This window comes from Pseudoalteromonas luteoviolacea (assembly GCF_021654285.1).
Lineage (GTDB): Bacteria > Pseudomonadota > Gammaproteobacteria > Enterobacterales > Alteromonadaceae > Pseudoalteromonas > Pseudoalteromonas luteoviolacea_J.
The window spans coordinates 17,798-38,171 of sequence record NZ_JAKFZS010000033.1; the positions used below are offsets into that span (position 1 = coordinate 17,798).

General features: G+C 39.8%; 21 protein-coding genes. 3 read left to right on the forward strand and 18 right to left on the reverse strand.

Annotated elements, in window-relative coordinates; translation table 11 throughout:
- Nucleotides 1-9: 9 nt before the first annotated feature.
- On the reverse strand, nucleotides 10-216 hold the full coding sequence (locus tag L1077_RS22915; protein WP_237139159.1) for a hypothetical protein: 207 nt from the start codon (nucleotides 214-216) through the stop codon (nucleotides 10-12).
- 230 nt (nucleotides 217-446) lie between these two features.
- Nucleotides 447-1,259 (reverse strand): sulfite exporter TauE/SafE family protein, encoded by an 813-nt coding sequence (locus tag L1077_RS22920; protein WP_237139160.1) that lies wholly within the window; start codon nucleotides 1,257-1,259, stop codon nucleotides 447-449.
- Nucleotides 1,260-1,664: 405 nt separating this feature from the next.
- Here L1077_RS22920 and L1077_RS22925 point away from each other — a divergent pair, with 405 nt between their 5' ends.
- The gene (locus L1077_RS22925; RefSeq protein ID WP_237139161.1) at nucleotides 1,665-2,639 is read left to right on the forward strand and encodes a DUF1852 domain-containing protein; all 975 of its coding nucleotides are present in this window, start codon (nucleotides 1,665-1,667) and stop codon (nucleotides 2,637-2,639) included.
- Between the two features lie 421 nt (nucleotides 2,640-3,060).
- Nucleotides 3,061-4,587, forward strand: a complete 1,527-nt coding sequence (locus tag L1077_RS22930) for a serine hydrolase domain-containing protein (RefSeq protein WP_237139162.1) — start codon at nucleotides 3,061-3,063, stop codon at nucleotides 4,585-4,587.
- A gap of 61 nt (nucleotides 4,588-4,648) precedes the next feature.
- On the opposite strand, the gene L1077_RS22935 is transcribed toward L1077_RS22930, so the two are convergent.
- The 8 genes from L1077_RS22935 to L1077_RS22970 form a co-directional block, all read right to left on the reverse strand.
- The gene (locus L1077_RS22935; protein ID WP_237139163.1) at nucleotides 4,649-5,122 is read right to left on the reverse strand and encodes a peroxiredoxin; all 474 of its coding nucleotides are present in this window, start codon (nucleotides 5,120-5,122) and stop codon (nucleotides 4,649-4,651) included.
- Nucleotides 5,123-5,263: 141 nt separating this feature from the next.
- Nucleotides 5,264-6,937: an asparagine synthase B gene (gene asnB, locus L1077_RS22940; protein WP_237139164.1), complete on the reverse strand. Its 1,674-nt coding sequence runs from the start codon at nucleotides 6,935-6,937 to the stop codon at nucleotides 5,264-5,266.
- A 202-nt stretch (nucleotides 6,938-7,139) separates the two neighbouring features.
- Entirely contained in the window at nucleotides 7,140-7,802 is a 663-nt protein-coding gene (pcp, locus tag L1077_RS22945) for a pyroglutamyl-peptidase I (protein WP_237139165.1), read from the reverse strand.
- Nucleotides 7,795-8,817 carry a DUF979 domain-containing protein gene (locus L1077_RS22950; protein WP_237139166.1) on the reverse strand — a complete coding sequence of 341 codons (1,023 nt, stop codon included), beginning with the start codon at nucleotides 8,815-8,817 and terminating at the stop codon, nucleotides 7,795-7,797. Before L1077_RS22950 ends, pcp begins: the two co-directional genes overlap by 8 nt.
- A complete protein-coding gene (locus tag L1077_RS22955) occupies nucleotides 8,814-9,551 on the reverse strand; it encodes a DUF969 domain-containing protein (protein ID WP_237139167.1) in 738 nt (245 codons plus the stop codon). Before L1077_RS22955 ends, L1077_RS22950 begins: the two co-directional genes overlap by 4 nt.
- On the reverse strand, nucleotides 9,548-10,486 hold the full coding sequence (locus L1077_RS22960; protein WP_237139168.1) for a biotin-dependent carboxyltransferase family protein: 939 nt from the start codon (nucleotides 10,484-10,486) through the stop codon (nucleotides 9,548-9,550). The genes L1077_RS22955 and L1077_RS22960 overlap by 4 nt, the downstream gene beginning before the upstream one ends.
- Nucleotides 10,480-11,136, reverse strand: a complete 657-nt coding sequence (gene pxpB, locus L1077_RS22965) for a 5-oxoprolinase subunit PxpB (RefSeq protein WP_237139169.1) — start codon at nucleotides 11,134-11,136, stop codon at nucleotides 10,480-10,482. The genes L1077_RS22960 and pxpB overlap by 7 nt, the downstream gene beginning before the upstream one ends.
- A gap of 164 nt (nucleotides 11,137-11,300) precedes the next feature.
- The gene (locus tag L1077_RS22970) at nucleotides 11,301-12,815 is read right to left on the reverse strand and encodes a leucyl aminopeptidase (protein WP_237139170.1); all 1,515 of its coding nucleotides are present in this window, start codon (nucleotides 12,813-12,815) and stop codon (nucleotides 11,301-11,303) included.
- A gap of 399 nt (nucleotides 12,816-13,214) precedes the next feature.
- Between L1077_RS22970 and msrA the strand changes: the two genes are divergently transcribed.
- The gene (gene msrA / locus L1077_RS22975; RefSeq protein WP_237139196.1) at nucleotides 13,215-14,426 is read left to right on the forward strand and encodes a peptide-methionine (S)-S-oxide reductase MsrA; all 1,212 of its coding nucleotides are present in this window, start codon (nucleotides 13,215-13,217) and stop codon (nucleotides 14,424-14,426) included.
- Nucleotides 14,427-14,530: 104 nt separating this feature from the next.
- On the opposite strand, the gene L1077_RS22980 is transcribed toward msrA, so the two are convergent.
- The 8 genes from L1077_RS22980 to L1077_RS23015 all read right to left on the reverse strand — a co-directional run bounded on the left by L1077_RS22980 (nucleotide 14,531) and on the right by L1077_RS23015 (nucleotide 20,148).
- Complete coding sequence (locus L1077_RS22980; protein WP_237139171.1) at nucleotides 14,531-14,887, reverse strand: DUF6559 family protein; 357 nt, start codon at nucleotides 14,885-14,887, stop codon at nucleotides 14,531-14,533.
- A gap of 217 nt (nucleotides 14,888-15,104) precedes the next feature.
- Entirely contained in the window at nucleotides 15,105-15,434 is a 330-nt protein-coding gene (locus L1077_RS22985; RefSeq protein WP_237139172.1) for a hypothetical protein, read from the reverse strand.
- 268 nt (nucleotides 15,435-15,702) lie between these two features.
- Nucleotides 15,703-16,110, reverse strand: coding sequence for a hypothetical protein (locus L1077_RS22990; RefSeq protein WP_237139173.1), 408 nt, complete (start codon nucleotides 16,108-16,110; stop codon nucleotides 15,703-15,705).
- An 80-nt stretch (nucleotides 16,111-16,190) separates the two neighbouring features.
- A complete protein-coding gene (locus L1077_RS22995) occupies nucleotides 16,191-16,871 on the reverse strand; it encodes an acyl-CoA thioester hydrolase/BAAT C-terminal domain-containing protein (protein ID WP_237139174.1) in 681 nt (226 codons plus the stop codon).
- 189 nt (nucleotides 16,872-17,060) lie between these two features.
- Nucleotides 17,061-17,831, reverse strand: coding sequence for an alpha/beta fold hydrolase (locus L1077_RS23000; protein WP_237139175.1), 771 nt, complete (start codon nucleotides 17,829-17,831; stop codon nucleotides 17,061-17,063).
- A gap of 20 nt (nucleotides 17,832-17,851) precedes the next feature.
- Nucleotides 17,852-18,178, reverse strand: coding sequence for a hypothetical protein (locus L1077_RS23005; protein WP_237139176.1), 327 nt, complete (start codon nucleotides 18,176-18,178; stop codon nucleotides 17,852-17,854).
- Between the two features lie 11 nt (nucleotides 18,179-18,189).
- Nucleotides 18,190-19,644 (reverse strand): M1 family aminopeptidase, encoded by a 1,455-nt coding sequence (locus tag L1077_RS27655; RefSeq protein WP_237139177.1) that lies wholly within the window; start codon nucleotides 19,642-19,644, stop codon nucleotides 18,190-18,192.
- 330 nt (nucleotides 19,645-19,974) lie between these two features.
- Nucleotides 19,975-20,148 (reverse strand): hypothetical protein, encoded by a 174-nt coding sequence (locus tag L1077_RS23015; protein WP_237139178.1) that lies wholly within the window; start codon nucleotides 20,146-20,148, stop codon nucleotides 19,975-19,977.
- Between the last annotated feature and the right edge of the window lie 226 nt (nucleotides 20,149-20,374).

Here is a 20,374-nt window from a genome sequence, read left to right on the forward strand (position 1 = left end):
CCAGAGTGATTAATTCATTACTAGCTGTGGCGTGCCGCCATCACTTACGCATTTGTAATATGCTGATTGCACAGAGCGGGGATTATAATGTTCTTCACTCCATGCAACTTTGTTTTGCTTGTAACACAGCACATAAGTTGCAGAGCGGGCTTCTGCGTATTTATGGACTGCACTTAGTGTTAAAGCGAAGAGCACTAAAAAAATTGACTTTATCATTCTTGTTATCGCTATTTTTATAGATCTTAATCTTGTTCCGCATTTTATACGTATTTTTCCTATTGTAAATCTTTTGTTTTTAAAATGCGTATTTTAATTTAATTTTTCATAATTGCCTTGTGAGTATTATCTAGAACCGTGTTGTGTGTATTTGTGACTCGAGCGAGGGTGGGAGAGCAAAAACCCCAGTGTGAATGAGGTTAATGAAATAACTTGAAGACTATAAAGGTTTAACTTAGCGCCATGTTTCCAGCCATGATCACCAGTAACGCAGCAAATATTCTCTTAACAGTTGATACAGGTAGGTAGTTAGTTGCTTTTGCACCCAATGGTGCGGTAAACCAAGATGTACATACGATCCCCAGTAATGCTGGCAGATAGACAAACCCTAAAAAGCCGTCTTCAACACGAAAATGAGTCAGCCCTGAGCTGATATAACCAACAGATCCAAACAAAGCGATTACTATGCCACACGCAGAAGAGCAACCTATTGCTTTTTTCATGTTAACAGAAAAATATGTAAGTAAAGGCACTAGTAAAGCACCACCGCCAATACCAATCATGGCAGATAAACCGCCTGTGATGGTTGTTAAAACGGTTAATATGCCTTTATTTGGCATTGAGCGTTCTTCGTTTTCTTCGCGTTTGTTACTACTATAAAGCATTTTAAGAGCAATCAGAGCAACACATAAAGCAAATACCCCTTTCACTACTTCCTCTGGCAATAATGAAGCCATAAAGCCACTGAGCAATGCACCAAATGCGACACCTGTCATGATCCAAGGTGCTAACTCCCATGGCACATTTCCATTTTTATGATGCGCAAGTGCTGAGGAAGTCGATGTGAATAATATCGATGCTAGTGAGGTTGCTATGGCCGCTATAACAACTTGGTTTGGTGGCAGTATTTCAAAATGAAGTAAAATAATACTCAAAATCGGTACTATAACTAATCCGCCCCCGATACCAAGCAAGCCTGCGAGGAAGCCAACACCACTGCCAAGTAATGCGCAGTATAGGATCAATAAAAGCAATTCACTCATTCAACTTATCTCTTCTTATCATTGAGGTTGCAATACTACAGCATTGAAATGGGGTTAGCATCTCGTATTTTTGGAGTTGAAAATACATATTTTGAAATCGAAAATTTTAGGATGTGACTTTTATAGCTCATTTATATCAGAGGTTTATATGGCTAAAGGTATTGGCTTTATGCTGTATTAATTTTTCTCATGTTCAATTTGAATTAATAACATTTTTAGATTCTTAGCTTTAATAGTATAAATTACTCATCGCATAGCTCTAGACGTCTAAAAGTCCAAAGGTATTAATCTTAAATTCACCACCGAGTCGTATTTAAGGAGGATAAGTCGCAGCCTGGAATAAAAAGCCCGATAGAGCGAGACATAAATTTAGGGTCACCTAACCAATTTGGATGTAAGAACACTATGAGCAAAGAATTCACATTTACAATCAAAAGCCTTCGTTTAGACGAAAATTATCACCCTGCAAATAGCACGCGTATTACGACTAACTTTGCAAATTTAGCACGAGGTGAAAGCCGCCAAGCTAACTTACGTAACGCATTAAAGATGATTGATAACAGTTTTAACGCGCTGGCACATTGGGACAATGCGCAAGGCGACCGTTATTCAGTAGAGCTTGAAATTGTCTCTGTGGATATTGATGTTGATGGTGGCGGAGAAACGTTTCCTTCTATCGAGGTATTAAAAACGTATGTCCTAGATAATAAGACTGGCGAGCGTATAGAGGGAATTGTCGGTAACAACTTCTCATCTTATGTACGAGATTACGATTTCAGCGTTAGACTGCTTGCTCATAATAAAGATAAGCCACAGTTCAGTATTCCTGAAGATTTCGGTGATTTGCACGGCAAGCTATTTCAGTATTTCGTGAATTCTGAGGCGTATAAGCAAAACTTTAAAAAGCCACCTGTGATTTGTTTAAGTGTTTCAGATAATAAAACGTATCACAGAACTGAAAATCAACATCCAGTGTTGGGTTTTGAATACTTGCCAAATGAGTCGTCATTAACTGATCAGTACTTCAAAAAAATGGGCTTACAAGTGCGTTACTTCATGCCGCCAAACAGCGCTGCACCATTTGCATTTTACTTCTTCGGTGACTTGCTAAATGACTACTCAAACTTGGAGCTTATTAGCACAATCAGTACGATGGGTACATTCCAAAGAATTTATCGCCCAGAAATTTATAATGCTAATGCAATTGCAGGTGCAGTTTATAAGCCAAATTTGAAAAACTTAGATCACTCGCTCACACAGATTGTGTATGACCGGGAAGAGCGCAGTAGCCTTGCGATTGAGCAGGGTAAATTTGCTGAGGAGCACTTTATTAAACCGTACCAAACTATCCTTGAGCAGTGGTCAGCGAATTACGCTTAGTAGGGACTTGACTATTTTATAGCAGTGAGCGTGAGCAACTTTGTTAATCATTGTGCTTACGCACACAAATAAGCGTTATGCAAAAAATTAAATGTGTTTTAGCTGCAGCGGCTTTTTCACTTACAGTTGCTAGAGGAAAGCTAAGTACGTTAAGTGCGTGGGTTCCAATTATTCGCCAAGAATTAACGGCACAAGCTTAGTTTATATCAGTATTAAAACGCACTGTTGTTGGTATATCGTAGTGCTTTGCACTTTTAATATATAACTCATTTAAAATTAGTTCTTCTTAACACCTACTTATCCTTTCCCTATCTATATTTAGTCGTTTTAGTTACAGTTTTTTGTTACAACATCTTGGTATTATTTTTGAACAGAAAGTAATAGGATCAGAACTTTCGACCTGATAACTAAAAGGAGCTTTATGAAACAGGTAAATTTTAAAATGGGTACGCTGGCGCTCATTTTGGTTGCAAGCCATCCAGGTTATGCATCACATACAACTAACTTAAACGCACTTGATTTAAATAGAATAAACGCTTTTGAGAATGGCCTAAGGCCGTCTGTTTTGAACAGAGAAAATCCACAAAACTGGCCTTTGGTTGATCGGATGACCCATTATAACGTACCTGGTGTATCTATCGCTGTGATAAAAGATTATAAGGTGGTTTTTGCAAAAGGTTATGGTGTAAAAGAAGCGGGTTCAAATAAGCCAATAAATACGGACACGGTGTTTTCAGTTGGATCATTGAGTAAGGTAGCAACAGCGGCAACCGCGCTTAATTTGGTTTCAAAAGGAAAACTAGCCCTCGATACTGATGTGAATAAGTACCTTAAAAGGTGGCAGGTGCCAACAAGCAAATACACCCAAACCCATAAAGTGACATTACGAGGTATTCTCTCTCATACTGCGGGCTTAACGCTATGGGGTTTTCCAGATTTTAACCCTAATGAACCACTACCTACAGTGATTGATACACTTAACGGGACTGGTGCTTCGAAAACCGAAGCTGTTCGAAGTTTTTACGAACCAGGATCTAGTTGGCGTTATTCTGGTGGTGGCACGACAGTTGTCCAATTAATGATAGAGGATGTATTAAATAACTCGTTTGAGTCTGCAACGAATCAGCTGCTATTTAAACCGCTTGTTATGTCTCGGTCTACTTTTGAAAACCCATTACCAGTAAGCTTTGGTAATATCGCTAAAGCACATGACAGAGCAGGTAAACTAGAGGCCAAACCAAGGGGGTGGCATACTTTTCCTGAAAAAGCTGCATCGGGACTTTGGAGCTCCCCCAGTGATTATGCCAATTTAGCCATTACATTGATGCAAAGTTACCACACAGAGCAAGGTTATTTAGAGCAAAATATTGCACAGCAAATGATGACCAAAGTCGGTTATGGCAATTATGGGTTAGGGCCAGAATTATCCGGTGTCGGGGAACTTAGGCGCTTTCGCCACGGTGGTTCAAATCAATCATATAAAGCATGGGTCGAAGGGCATCTGAATTTGGGATCCGGTTTGGTGATTTTTACCAATGGCAGTAATGGCGATAAGTTAATTAGAGAAATAAGGCGTGCTGTTGCTGATGCTTTCGACTGGCCTTTTTATAGACCATCTTATCAATATCAAGCCTCATTGGATAAAGCCTGGCTCACTCAGTTTATTGGAACATATAAAATCCCGAAAGGCGTTAACTCATTTTTGGAAAGGGGGTTTGTGAGTGCCAATGATAAAAAACCAAAATTAAGACAGGTTAAGTTAAAAGAAAATAAGCTTTATTATAATGACACTGAGCTTTTTGCAATCGGCCCTAACCGGTTTGTGTTTGAAGGAGACGACGAGTTAAATCAAACATATTTTGAATTTGTACAAAATACGCAAGGTCGTTTTGATACTTTAATTATTCGCGAAGGTGAAAACAGCATGGTCGCATTTAAAGGCCAATAATAAAAGTAAATAAAAATAGGTCAAACGAAAGAGTGGCTCTTTCGTTTGACGGTATCAGTGATTAAAGTGCTTCTAAAATTACTTCTGCTTTACTGACTTCAAATGTTTTTGGTGCTTCAACATTCAGTTGGGTTACAACACCGTTCTCGACAATCATGGCATAGCGCTGTGAGCGTACGCCGCCAAAAGTCTCAGTATCCATTTCAAGGCCTAATGCTTTGGTAAAGCTTGCATCGCCATCGCCTAACATTAACAGCGCTTCAGCATTGTGTGCTTCGCCCCAAGCCTTCATAACAAAAGCATCGTTAACTGATACACAAATAATGCTATCAATGCCCTTTGCTTTAATTTTATCAGCGAGTGCAACAAACCCCGGCAAATGCGCAGCAGAACAGGTTGGTGTAAAAGCACCAGGAACTGCAAATACAACCACTTTTTTATTTGCAAAAAGCGCATCTGACGTATGGTTTTGCATACCATCAGCAGTAAGTTCTGTTAATACCGACTCAGGAATGCGTTGTCCTTGTTCAATCATTGTTTTTTCTCTATTAGATTAAGATGTTTGCAAGTGTAGTATGTAAAAGCAAAGATAAAAACCGATAATATGAAGGGTTATTTAAGCAGCCTAGTAATTTATTTTATAGGCTGCTTGAATAGTCAACAAATAGGATAGGGATTACTGCTTTTGCTTATATGCGTCATTATGTACGTTTGCAGCACGACCCGACGGATCCGCATTGTTCTCAAAGCTTGCATCCCAAGCAAGTGCTTCAGGCGTAGAACACGCAACAGATTTGCCATGAGGCACACATTTAGCTGCGGCATCCCCTGGGAAATGCTCTTCAAAGATGGTTCTATAGAAGTACGCTTCTTTACTATCCGGCGTATTAATCGGGAAACGATAATGTGCATTCGCTATATCTTGATCAGACACTTGTGCCTCAGCGTAATCACGCAAAGAATCAATCCAAGAATAGCCCACGCCATCTGAGAATTGCTCTTTTTGACGCCAAAGCACATCATCGGGGATATAACCGTCAAAGCCTTCACGGATCACATGTTTTTCAATACGGCCATCTTTACACATCTTGTATTCAGGGTTGGTACGCATGGCGATATCTACAAACTCTTTATCCAAAAACGGCACCCTAGCTTCAACACCCCAAGCCGCCATAGATTTGTTCGCACGCAGGCAATCAAACATGTGTAATTTTGATACTTTACGATTAAGCTCTTCGTGGAACTCTTTACTGTTTGGGGCTTTGTGGAAGTATAAATAGCCACCAAATAGCTCGTCCGCACCCTCACCAGATAACACCATTTTGATCCCCATGGCTTTAATATATCTTGCCATTAAATACATGGGCGTGGATGCACGAATAGTCGTTACATCGTATGTTTCTAGATGATACACAACTTCTTTAAGCGCATCTAAACCTTGTTGCACTGTAAAGTGAATAGGGTGGTGGACGGTACCAATTTGGTCTGCAACTTTTTGTGCTGCGGCTAAATCTGGCGACCCTTCAAGACCAATGGAGAAAGAATGCAATTTGGGCCACCATGCATCACTGGCATCATTATCTTCTATTCGTTTGGCGGCGTATTGCTGAGTAATTGCAGAGATAACAGATGAATCTAAGCCACCAGATAAAAGTACGCCATAAGGCACGTCACACATCAGTTGTCTTTTAACGGCTGCTTCTAAGCCATTTTTAACATCGAGTGCACTGGCTGGGTTATCCTTGACGGCATCATAGTTTTGCCAGTCACGTTGATAGTATTTGTGATACGTACCTTCTTTTGAATATAAGTAATGACCGGGAGGAAATTCTTCTATTTGAGTACAAATTGGCGTTAGGGCTTTCATTTCACTGGCAACATAAAAGTTACCGTGTTGGTCTCGGCCGGTATACAATGGAATTATCCCGATATGATCTCGACCAATAAGATAAGCATCTTGCTCTTCGTCATACAAACAAAAAGCAAAAATACCGTTCAAGTCATCTAAAAACTCTGGCCCTTTCTGTTTGTACAGTGCCAGAATAACTTCACAGTCAGATTTTGTTTGAAATTCGAATGGGGCTTCTAATTGCTCAGCCAGTGCTTTGTGGTTATAGATTTCACCATTGACCGCTAAAACATGGGTTTTCTCTGGGTTGTAAAGAGGTTGTGCGCCACTGGCGACACCGACGATAGCAAGTCGTTCGTGTACTAAAATAGCTTTTTCGCTTGAATATACCCCTGACCAGTCTGGTCCACGGTGTCTAAGCTTTTTAGACATTTCTATTGCTTGTGCTCTGAGCTTCTCAGCCGAGCTTTGGATTTCTAATACACCAAATATTGAACACATATTATCCTCATTCCTGTTATGACACCCAGCTGTTGTACACTGACTTGGTGGCTTATCACTGCGATATATATTGTTATTTTTTATAAAGCTTAAACTATAACTAACAGAAAACTTTGGCTAAGTCACACAGAAAATTTTAAACATAAGCGAAGAAAATGGAGGGAAGTTTTGGTGCATTTCTGCACCAAAATAAGGCAAGGACTTAGTGGGTTGTGCCCGCAGCGATGGCTAAGTCTTGATCGTGAGTCAAAGCAGAGGCAATCATAGTTTTTAGTGCTGCAATGACAGTCGACTCCGCCATACTTGGCGCACCACTGTGGTGCACTGCTTGCTCAGGCAAATAGGGAATATGGATAAATCCACCTTTCAAATTTGCCTTGTGTGTTTCGATATAGTGGCATAATCCATACATCACATGATTACATACATAGGTGCCAGCGGTATTTGAAATACTGGCGGGAATGTGCGCTTCATGTAAATCCCAGAGCATCTGTTTTATCGGCAGCTTGGCAAATACTGCTGCAGGGCCGTCTTTAATCACAGGTGTATCGATTGGCTGGTGGCCTGCATTGTCTTTGATCCTTGCATCGTTGATATTGATAGCAATACGCTCGATGGTGATGTCACTTCTGCCGCCAGCTTGACCGACACATAAGACGAGACTTGGCTCGTGCAGCGCGATGCTGTTGTAAAGAGACTCAAGGGATGTATCAAATTCACAAGGAAGTTCGCGTGTCACCACCATGTGGCCTTCGATGATTAACCCTTCTAGTTTTTGCACGGCTTGCCATGATGGGTTGAGCTCTTCGCCACCAAAAGGCTCAAAACCAGTAATTAATACCGTAGGGTGATTCGGTTTAGTCATTAAATATTACCCCGTACATTAAGAAAATATTGATGATGAGTAGGGCGATCGCAGTCGGAATTTGTACTTTGATCACTTGGTATTTATCTTTTAAATCAAGCAGCGCGGCAGGCACGATGTTAAAATTTGCGGCCATTGGCGTCATAAGCGTGCCGCAGTATCCCGAGTACATGCCAATCGCTACCAGCGGTGCTGGGCTTGCATCATGTCCTTGAATTAAAAATGGTACGGCGATACCTGCGGTCATTACCGGAAATGCAGCAAAGGCGTTACCCATAACCATGGTAAACAGTGCCATACCAACACAATAAAGCACAACCAGCATAAAGCGATTATCTGGTGAAATAAACATAGTGACAATATCTTGAATCGCGGTGCCGGTGTTCGCCACAATAAATACGCCACCAAGCATGGCAAGCATTTGTGGCAAAATAGCAGCCCAACCGATAGAGTCCACAAGGCGTCTAGACTCGCCAATTGCTTGAATTGGGCTGCCAGAGGTGAACTTCCATGCGACTAACAAAGCGCCACCACAAGCGAGTGTTAATGACGCCAAAGTTAGGTGGTTTTGGTCAAATAAGTAGGTACCATCTAGGTTAATGCCGCCTAAGAATAAGGTACAAATTACCGTAATGATTGGAATGAGTACAGCTGGAATAAATAACTTGTTACCGATTGATTTTGCACTTTGGTCGAGTTCTTCATCGCTTGGGGTGTAATAAGTGCCCATGGAGACTTTGCCCATGCCTGCAAGCAGGGCGATGATGATGACACTCACACCAACCCATTGGTATGTTAGTGTTTCGCCAATGAGGGCAATTGACAGATCGCCAAATAAAAAAACGTTACCAAACAACATCCAAAAGAGGGCGGTGGTGTAGCGTTTTGGGTGCCCTTTATCTTGAAGTGTTTTGACAACGAGGAACAATACTAAAAAGCCGATCAACAAATAAATATTTTCAATGGAAAGTAATGCTGGTGCCTCAGCTTGTGATGAATGATTTACTGCGCTCATGCTGGTTCCTCTGACGTTGCTGATTTGTTTTGTGCTTCTTGTTCTTTGATTTCAGCAATTTTGTTGCAAATCTTGGCTTCAAGTCGAGCAAGGCGGAATAAATGCACGATAAGCGCGAAAATAGCAGTCGGGATCGCCCACAAGCCGATGTGTAGAGGCTCAATACCCGCAATACCATTCTCTTTCAAAAACGCATCCATCAGTAATACTGCGCCAAAGGCAATAAATATATCTTCGCCAAAAAATACCGCGATGTTATCGCACGCAGCAGAGTGTGCACTGATCATATCTTTCACTTCTTTTGGCAGTTCGCCATGCTGGTTTGCAGCTGCACCAAGCGCCATAGGAGCGAGCAGTGGACGTACAGTTTGTGCCTGACCTGCAAGGCTTAATAGCCCAAGTGCTGCGGAGGATTCACGTACAACAAAGTACATACCTAATATTCTGGCAGTGGTTGCGCCTTTAATGTTAGCAATCCAATTTTTAGCACGGTTTTGCAAACCATAGCGCTCTAAAATGGCAATCACGGGTAAGATGAGTAGGAAGCTGGCAAGTTGCCTTGAATTCATAAACTTTTCGCCAAAGGTGGCAAGTAATTCAGAAAAATTGAGGTCTACTGCCCACCCTGTAATGAGACCGGCTGCGGTGACCACCAATAATGGGTTGAATCGAAGGGCAAAGCCCAGTACGACAACCAATATTCCCGTTAATGGGAGTAAGTTTAGTTCTGTCATGTGTTTTTCTTATTGTGATGTTGTACAGCAATTTCTAGCTGTGCTAAGTGTTGTAATTGTTGTGTTGTCGCTTCTAAGGCTTGCGCTCTATCCACGGCGACAAAATTGCAAGTTTGACCTGCGCTAAGCTGACTTAACAGTCTAAGGTCCGCCTCAATGACTTGGCCAATGATTGGATAACCTCCCGTTGTTTGACAGTCATTTAAAAGGACAATGGGTTCACCGTTTGGTGGCAATTGTATTGTGCCAGGGCAAACCCCTTGGCTTGCAATACTCAGGTCATGAGCCAGGTCTATTTCGCTTGATAATCTAACCCCCATACGATTGCTTTGCGGTAATACTTGCCAACTCTTTTCGAACACGCTTTGTTGCTTGTCTTTTGCCAGTAGGTCTATGTGCGGTCCAGCAATAACACGTATTGTATCGGTATATTCAGGTAAAGCTGCGCCAATAGAGCTAAGTACAGAGTTGGCTGCATAATCCAGCTCGTCACCATCGCTTAATGCTTTACCGCTTAAACCTCCAAACCCTGCTTGTATGTCCGTAGAGCAGGAATTCATGACACTAGGCAGTGAAGAGAAGCCATTTTGAATCGCAAAATATGCTCTGAGCCCTGTTTTGCTCGTCGCAAATGTTAAAATATCGCCTTCATTAGCATGATAGCGCCAGCCAGTGATTAATGCTTGTCCAGATAGCTTTGCGCAAAGATCTGCACCTGTGATTGCAAAGTTTGTTGGCTTATTAAACTTAAACTGACACAAACCCACAGTTATCTCGATAACTGGGGTGTCTTTTGGATTACTTAGAAGTATATTGGCACTTTTAGCAGCTAATTGATCTAATACACCGGACTGTGAAACACCTAGGTGTCTAAAGCCCATTCTTCCTAAATCTTGTATACATGTTTGAATACCAGATTTTAAGATTGTTAGCATATGCCCTCCGTGCTTGGTAAAAATTTCACCACATCTCCAGGTTGTAAAATACTGGGGGAATCTAAATTATGATTGAATAATACGGTGTCTGTGTGACCAATCAATCTCCAACCACCAGGAGATTCGCTCGGGTACACAGCAGTTAAGTCTTGTGCAATGGCCACAGAGCCTTTCGGTACATGGGTTCTTGGTGACTCTAATCTTGGCAAGTGCAATTGAGGGTGTAAATCTCCAAGGTAGGCGAAGCCGGGCAAAAAGCCCAAAAACTTCACTTGATAGCTGCATTGGCTATGCAGTTCAACAATTTGTGATTGTGACAAACCAGTCAAAGAGGCAACTGATTGAAGGTCTGGCCCGTAATGCTTACCATAATGTGTCAAAATTGTATGAACAGTTGGCTCAAATGATTCAGGCTCAATGTTTTGCCAGGCATCTTGCATTTTATCTAACCAGTATTCTGGATCTTGAGAATGCATTAAATAGCCTGTGATTGTGGTTTTTGCTGGGACTATATCAATAAAGACTTTTTGTTCGCGCATCCACGCGTGTAGCGCGAAAAGCTTGTTTTGTTGATACTGAGATAGGTTACTTTGCGTGATCTCTAAAACGAGTGCACGCTCGCCTAGAATGTAGATCTTGTTGTTAGTCATTACGTTGTCTTTATTATATTTTGCAACACGGTTTTCTTATTATTTTAGCGTTGTCATATCAGGTGAATATGCATGTTTAATATACATATTTATGGTGTGCGAGGCTACACAATTAGAAAGAACAAAAAAGGCCATGCAATTGCATGGCCTTTTCTTAAAGTCGATTAGTTACCGCTTAATAACCATTCACTAAGAATTCGCACGCCGTAACCTGTACCACCTGCTGGTACTTCATCTTTGGTTTTCTTAGAGATTGCATTACCTGCAATATCAAGGTGTACCCAACGTGTATCACCAACAAACTGCTGTAGGAAAGTTGCAGCAGTTGTTGCACCTGGACCATATGAGCCAACATTTGTCATATCTGCAATGTCAGACTTAAGCGCGTCTTTATAGCCTAACGGTAAACGCCATACTTGCTCGTTTACCGTTAGGCCAGCGATGGTGAACTCTTTTACTAGTTCATCGTCTTCTGAGAAGATAGCCGAGTAGTCATTGCCAACTGCACGGATTTTTGAACCTGTTAATGTCGCCAGATCAACCATGATTTCCGGCTTATAGAACTCACGTGCGTACCATAAAGCGTCACTTAGAATTAAACGACCTTCAGCGTCTGTGTTCAGTACTTCAACACTTAGACCTTCAGCTGTGCGAAGTACATCACCTGGAGCGAAAGAGTTTTCTGATACCATGTTTGCAGCCATAGGCATAACAGCAACCACGTTTACTTCTGCTTTTGCTTTAGCCATCGCCTGAACAGTACCAAGTACTGCTGCTGCACCTGCCATGTCTACCTTCATTAGTGCGATAGACTTGCCAGTTTTAACATTATAACCGCCAGAATCAAACGTTATGCCTTTACCAACTAAAGCGATAGGGGTGTCGTTGTTACCTTTATAGTGTGCGATAACAAGGCGTGAACCTTGTGCACTGCCACGACCTACTGCTTCTAGCGCGCCCATGCCGAGTTCTTTAATTTCAGCAGGCTCTAGAACTTTTACTTCTACACCATATTGCTCTAGCTCTTTCGCTGCTTTTGCAAAATCAACCGGTGTCATTTCAGACGCAATTTCTGATGTTAAGTCACGCGCTAAGAATACACCTGATTGAATATGTTCTAGGGTAATATATTCTTTAGCTGCTTTACGCTTGCTGTCTACATCAATGTTGTAACTTACATTAAAAGTTTTCGGCTCTTTTTTGTACACTTCAAAAGTGTGGTCACGAAGGTTGATACCATGTGCCAATTGAGCTGCAAGTTGTGAATTATTGATTTCACCGTCAAAGTCTTCAAAAGCAACTGCAACACTGGCTGATTTCTTATCTTCTAACTTGGCATGTAAGTTACCGCCAAGTTTTGTCATTTTGCTTGCGTTTAGTTCGTCTTCTTTACCAAGACCAACCACAATAATGCGTTTATAGTCAGAGGAAACAGGCGCTAGTACTTCAACTGTTTTTCCAAATTTACCTTGGAAGTCTTCACTTTCTAATGCTCTGTTTAATTGCGCTCTAGTCGGTTTGTCTAGAAATTTGAAAGCCGCTTTTTTGTCTTCAGCTTTGAATACAACTAATGAATCTGCGTTATCAAGCGTAGAAGTGAACTGGATATCTGCAGCGTTTGCTGAAACTGATGCACCAAGTGCGACTGCGATCGCTGAAAGGCGAGAGATAAAAGACATTTTTATAATCCTCTGGATATTGCGTGGCAACGTTTTACCTTATTTTACAATACATATTAATCTAATGTCGTTGAACCGCTCGTATTGTAGGTTAAGTTGCAATTGCAAAGAACAGATAGTGAGTGTGAAGGAGGTGTGGCAATCAGTTTTCACATGTACGCACAGACTTAAAAGTGAGTTAAAAAATGTGCTTTTTATTCAAAAAATTACTAGATAAGCCTGTTATAGCGCAGTTTTTAGACCCAAGGTTTTATCAAAACTATCCAAAAATTTGAAATTGTTTTATTCAAAGCACGGTCCCAATGATTAGACGATTATGATAGGAGCATGTAAGTGAAAAGGCAGCTTACCTTTACTTTGTTACTGGGTTTATGTTCGGCTTTTAGCTACGGCGCTGATATGCCAAAGCCCGAAATGGAAAATGCGAGTGTAAATATTCAAACACTTGTTCTTGGCTCTGGGTGCTTTTGGGGACCAGAGAAGCGCTATGAAGCCATGAAAGGTGTGATTGATGCAGAGTCTGGTTATGCCGATGGTCGAGGTTTTAAGGCGACTTACAAAAATATTATCAGTCCTCGTAGACGCTTTGATGAGAACAATTATGCTGAAGTGGTCAAAGTTACTTACAACGCTAATTTGATTTCTACTGAGTCTTTGATTAAATCATATTTTGAAAGCCATGATCCTACGCAAAAAAACCGCCAAGGGAATGACGTAGGCACGCAATACCGTTCTGTTATTTTGTTTGATACCGATGAGCAAGAAAAACAAGCACATGATTTAAAAGCGCGCTACCAATTGTTATTGCAAAAAGCGGGGTATGGCGATATTCAGACTAAAATAAAACCCCTTGAGCGATTTTATTCAGCAGAAGAGTATCATCAAAATTATCTCGCGAAAAACCCCAATGGATACTGCCCAGATCATAGTACGGGGGTAACGTTTGACAAAAAAGAAACAAAACTGGTTGATAACGACGCTTTAAAAAGCGGTAAGCACATCATAGTCTTAGATTCTCGCAGTTATTGTCCGTATTGTGAAAAGTTGAAAAGCACGGTACTGAATGACTATCAAGGCTCTATACCACTTCATTATAGATATGCCGATCAACTGCAAGGCATAGATATTATGTCGGCTACGTGGGCAACACCGACTATTTTACTGATTGAAAATGGCAAAGAGGTTGCGGGTTATCAAGGTTTTATGAATAGAGAAACCTTTTACAAAGTGCTCGGCGCTTTTAAGCTAGGTGATACAGAGGCCTATAAAATTGCGTTTCAAAAAGGCACAGAGAGACCGTTTTGCAAGCAATATGATATTTTCAAAAATACAGGGGAGGGTGTGTTTGTCGATAAGCTTAGTGGTGCGCCTTTGTTTGACACAAAAGATAGATTTAATTCAGGTACTGGTTGGTTATCATTTAAATATCCGGTAAAAGAGAGTGTGACATATCATCAAGATTTAAGTTACGGCATGGTCAGAACCGAAATACGCTCTAAATCTACTGGCATCCATTTAGGTCACGTATTTGAAAAAGAAGGGCCTAATGGTACGGATAGATACTGTATTAATGCTAATGTTTTGGATTTTATTCCAAGTAATAAGAGCTAGAAGTATTGCACCTTAGTCTTGATTAGGCTTTTGTTTAAGTAAATATACGATATAAGTAGTCAAAGCACATTGCTAACGCTTTGACTGCTTATACTTTGTTTATCTTAATCTGAACCACCATCACCAGAGGAGCCGCCAGCACTTCCTTCCATAAAACTACCGGAGTCGATGGGTGACATATCCCCGCCAAAAAATGAATCAGATATTTCTTCTCGCATACTGTTATAGTCACATACTTCACCACGATCACTGTGCCATTTATCGAACTGTTTCATGCTGGTATATAAAGCATGAGCGTAGCAGATATGCCTCCAGTTATAGCCTTCATCATGAATAGTCTTTTCAACTTGTCCAGTAGTATATGTTTTGCTTTTACCGTATCTGCGAGCAAGATCCTTGCCCAGAGTTGATATGTAACTTCTGATCGCTTTTTTCTTTTTATATTTTGCGAAAAACATCATCTTTCCTTTAAAACGATAGTGAATGTAGATTATTTATATTACAGAATAAATAGTAAAGCACCTAATCGGTTCTCAACATTGATAATGTTTGTAATAGAATGGGATAAGCAGAGTAGACTTGAAATTTATGTTGATGGTCTATAAAGCTGAAAAACAGTGAGGTAAAGACTACCAACACACTAAGTAGTGATGCTTTTAACTTTATGAATGCCTCTGATTATAAAAGGTTTTGGCTTGGCTTTGGTTTGCTCTTGATAAAGTTATCTTCTATATGCTTGATATATACATGCGTGTAATGGGGTAAAAACGCGTATGCTTTTTCTACCGCCATCCATTTAAAATCATTATGTTCATAGTTCAACCGAACTGTTTGCTTAGCACTGATAAACGCAACATAACCGATTAGTTTAGAGATGTTATCGATGTGAGATATCTTTTTGCCAAGTGGATAGATTGCGAATGCATTTAAGTTTGTTTCTTCTTTTAGTTCCTGATTGCACAGTCTAATGAAGACTCTGTTGGATTGCAGGTGCCTCCTACTGGCCACCAGTGGCCTTTATATTTACCGCCAGACCTTTTTAGATATAAATATTCGTATGTGTGCTCAGTCTTACGGAGGACATTAACGATGACGCCTTGTACTTGTTCTTTTTCCACTGCACATTCCCTTGAGTGTATTGATAAGTTGTTGGTGCGTAATATTAATGCTTTACGATTAATATTTTATAAAATTAAAAGCAGATATAGACCTTTGGTTAAACTCTTGTTTACTGGGTTTTCTTAAGTTATTTATCAACAAAATTATTTAATATCAATTACATAATATTTTTCCATGTATTGTTTGGAGTTGATAGTAGATCTTTATTACGCCACTCGAAATAGGCAAGAAAAGTGACAAAAATCCCTTCTAAGCTGATAAATACTAACCCTATTATACTCGCAGTTTGCATGTAATACACAACAAGCGCACAACATAATGCAGCCCATATAATGTTTGCAAATATGAGTAGGGTAATTAACCGGGCTTGTCGAATTTTAGAAAAAGCGAGCGACAATGCATAAACGCCGTAATAGGCATTCATTGTCGCTAAAAACAGTATCATGGAAGTAGGTAAGTTATATAGATGGCTAACCCAATCGTTCAAAAGTAGTAAAAGAATGCCTACAACTAAACCAGCGATGCCATCTAAGTGAAGAATATTTTTCATTTTAAAATGACTCATCCGTGAAGCATTTCCTTAATATAAGTCGATGTGCGAAGTACTCAGTAAGTAACCAGTTTTTTTCTTTTAAATTTTCCAAACTATAATGTACTCAGAAAATGTCTAATTATCGACTTTTTAATTCTAGGTGCTGTTTCTTGGCTAAACCCGTGACCAGTTTTATATGAGTTATGAACTACTTTATATTTGAACTGTCTATTTTTTAAGTACAACTCAATGTCCTTTGCCATTTGGTAGGAAGGCCAGATTTGATCGTTTTCAGCTGAAATCATTAAAATTGGACCGTTGATATTCTCAAACTTAAATAAAGATTTTTTCACTAGAATTTCGTCATCTAACGCTGCGTTAAACCTGTTTAATAATGTTGCACTTGAATCTAAGCCCAGAGCTAATGCCGGGATGTCTTTACCATCCATTGTCCATGCAGACTTAGGCATAGTTAAACCATTCCAAGCAACTTTACTTGGTGTAGTCACGTCGACAGATTTAATTCTTGAGTCTAAGCTTGCAAGTAAAAATGCAGCTTCAGAGTCTCTAGAACCGCCAACCACCCCAATTTTTGAGCTATCTATTGATGGGTGAGTGTCTAAATAATTTATTGCATCGATAAAATACTCCATTGGGGTCTGATCTAACGTTTGCGGAATGCCTTTGTCTTTGAAATAGGCTAAACCAAGCACCGCTATACCATGGGGGGCAATCATTTCACCATTTGCATTGCCAGTGCCTAAGCCACCTTCAGAACCTCCAAAAGCAATCACAGCAGGCACTTTACCTTTAACCTTTGGTAGATATTAAATTAGCGACCAAGCCATTATGATTTACCTTATTATGTCGTATTGATGGTCTTGTGCTTTTGATAAAGCGGGTATGAGAGATAATATGAAATATAAAGGGAGTAGTAGTTTGTGCATATTGTTTCCTTGTTGTTTTAGACCCTGTAGTACATTTTAAATAGTATGTTTTCGTAAAAACTGGCTTAACATTTCACCAACTAGTTTTGGTGATTCTTGATGAGAGGAATGAGCTGTCAGCGGTATATTGGCAAAACTACAATTTGTTATGCTTGCTTTGAGTGCGACCGCTTCATCTAATGAGAATAAAAAGTCGTTGTCTCCACGCATGACCAGAGTAGGGCACTTGATCGTTTTGACGGCAATATCCGGGTAACCCGATGCAGTTGTATCAAGCCATACACCTTTCACTGTATGTAAAAGCTTTGAAAAATTCGGTTCTGGATTATTCTCTTCGTAATATGCAACTTCATCAGCAAATTGCGATAGCCAATCTTCTTCATTTAAACCGCTTAATAACTCTATGGACGGGTCATTTGGCTTAAGTCGCCATTGTGCTCCAAGTGTCACTAGGCAATTTACCCTTTCAGGCTCGCTTGCTGCCAGCCGATAAGCAACAATACCACCGTCACTAAAACCAAATATTGAATACTGACCGACGTCTAGATGATTAAGTAGTGCTTGAATATCTTTTTGATATTGCAGATAGCTAAGAGGCAGTTCACCCAAAAGTGATTTACCATGTCCTCTAAAGTCAACACGGATAACTTGATAATTCGAGGCGACATAGGGGGAAATACTGTCTAGTTCATCCATTGAACCTAGGCCGCCATGTAACATCAATAATGGTGTACCTTTTGGATTGCCCGACACATCAAAATACAAGTTTGTACCATTTATGTTTATGTAATCTTTTTTATTTTTCATGAGCTGTCTCAATCTGTTTGTTAAATGCTGGGATCATTTTGATACTCAATAATAGAGAATATTTTGATAGAGCTGCATTCATGCTCGTTAGAGGAGTCTTTATTAGCGCAGTATGATGATCCAACCCCTATCACATACTCTGCAGATAATAGCTTAGGACAAACATCACTTGCTTCACCTTTTACGAAATAGGCTTGACGGTTACTAGGCTGTACTACAGAGAATACAACTCCAAAGTTATTTCTTGCCAATGGACCACACTCATAGGGCTTGAGCGTAACCGTTTGCGTCAAGCGACAAGATGGTAAAAGCAGTGTGACTGCAAGCAAGGTAACTCTTCTTCTCATTTTTTTATCTCTTATTTTAATTTCACGATAGAAGCCGATTGTGTTTGATTATTTACTTTGTAAAAGTGATATAGCTCATTGTATGACTCAAATTCGTTTAGGCGCTTTGCGAATACTGGAGAATAAGCCCATTCATCGAAGAAATGGGTCAAGTCCTGTCTTGAATTGCGTTTAACGAATTGTATAAATTGCTCTGTGGTTGCCCCAGTTGCATAAAATGTTCGATAAAAGCCACCTATAATGTGATTGAACTCATTTTCGCCAACAAGGTCATAGAGTAAGTGGAAAAATATCATTCCTACTGTGTAGGAATTTAACCCTTCTTTTCCGTAGTCAATAAATGCGGTTTGACCATATTGTTGATTGTGTTTAATTGTGTATTTTACTTTATTTAGGGTTTTTGCAGTTTGTTGGCTTAGATGTCCGGGTGAGTCTAACTTATCTAAGGTAAGGGCTTCTAAAAAGGTGGCCAAGCCTTCATTCCATCGAGGAGAGTGTACATCTAGACTTTTTACATTCCATTGATGACTGATCTCATGATAAACCCTGTCGAGCTCTTTAAACCCTTTTGCATCTTGAATGACTGATGTGACGTCTGCTTGCGCACCATAGTTTTCGGGAACTTCGATAAATGTATATCCCAGTTCTTGTTCTAATGGCCCGAACCACTTGGTATATAAATCAAAAGTATGCGCAATCTTTTCAAGTAAGGCTTGCGAATTTTGCGATGACTCCCAACTAAATATGGAGTACTTTCCTTTGACGTAGTACGCATAACGCGCTATTGCAAAGTCCATTCTCCATGCGGGTAATTTGTTTGTATATCGATAAGTATGTTTCGTAGCATGTTCGTTATGTGAGATGAGTTTGCCACCATTGGCAACAACGTATTCGTTTGGGACTGTTATGGTGATATCGTAATCATATCTATTGAGCCAAAATTTGGCTTTTCGATTGACTAAATCGTTGGGGTAGGTGACTAGCGGGTATGCAAATGCATCCATTCTAATAATGGAGAAATTTTCAGAGATAGTATCTTTGACATAGTTCATGCCGGTTTCAGTATACCCAAGTAAAGTCCCTTTATACTTAATTTCAAATGTAAAGATTTCTTTTGGTTTTATTGCCTTATCTAATTTCAATTCAACATAATTAGTTTGTAATATCGGCCAGTCTTCGTTGCTTAAAACTTGCTGCGTAAAAGGAATAGACAGGCCTTCGCTATTTGTTACGGAAGTGACTTTTAATAAACGGTATACACGCAACGGAATATGATCAGCGCTTTTTTGAGAGGTATTAATGACGGTAATTTTGCCTGAGGCAGATAAGTTGCGCTGTTTTATATCAATATCGTAATTGAGCTGGTATTTTTTAGCTGCTAATTGCAGCGTACGCTTTGAAAACGCTTCTTCGGCACTGACACAGTTGGCAAAAAACGCGAATAGAACAATGAATATTTTTGGCACAATTAGTCCTTTATTGTGATTTTATTTGAGGAAATGATGCAAAACTTCTGCTCTCATATCATGAGTGCGGGCAATCTAATAACTGATTTTAAAATGTACAATAATTTTATGAATGAAACAGTGATGTGAATCATGTATTTATATCGAGTCAGTCTGTTCTACTTTCTACGACTGAGATAATTTATTGGGTAGTGTTGTCTTTGATACGAGATAAAGCTTAATGATTACAGATCAAGCATAAAGGTTTTTTGAAGCCAGCAAAGAAATGAGGACCGGATAAAAAATAAAATGCTAAGTTGGTTTGTGTGTCATTTGTATTAAACGCAAATATTAAAAATTTGGCTTTTTACTCAAGCTAATTATCATGCCAGCTACTGCACCAAGTATTAGTCCAAGCTCTACGTTATTAGTAAACTCTCCAAAAATTATCCCTAACCCTGCACCTAAAGCGATGCACAAACCCATATTGTTATTTTTAGTCGTCACTTTTCTTTTGTTTGCCATTATTGTTTACCTTGAGGGCAGTGTTTAAGTTTTGGTTGATACTAAGGCGTAAGACAGAATATCAAGAGGAAACTAAATATAGGGAAGGTTGTCAACCTCGCCTATATAAGAAGTGCTATTTTCTGTTTTGGAAGGGGGAATGATTAATGAAGAGAAATCTCTAATTTATTTAACATAATAATATAGTAGCTTGTTTTACATGAATAAATTCATTTATTAGAAAATC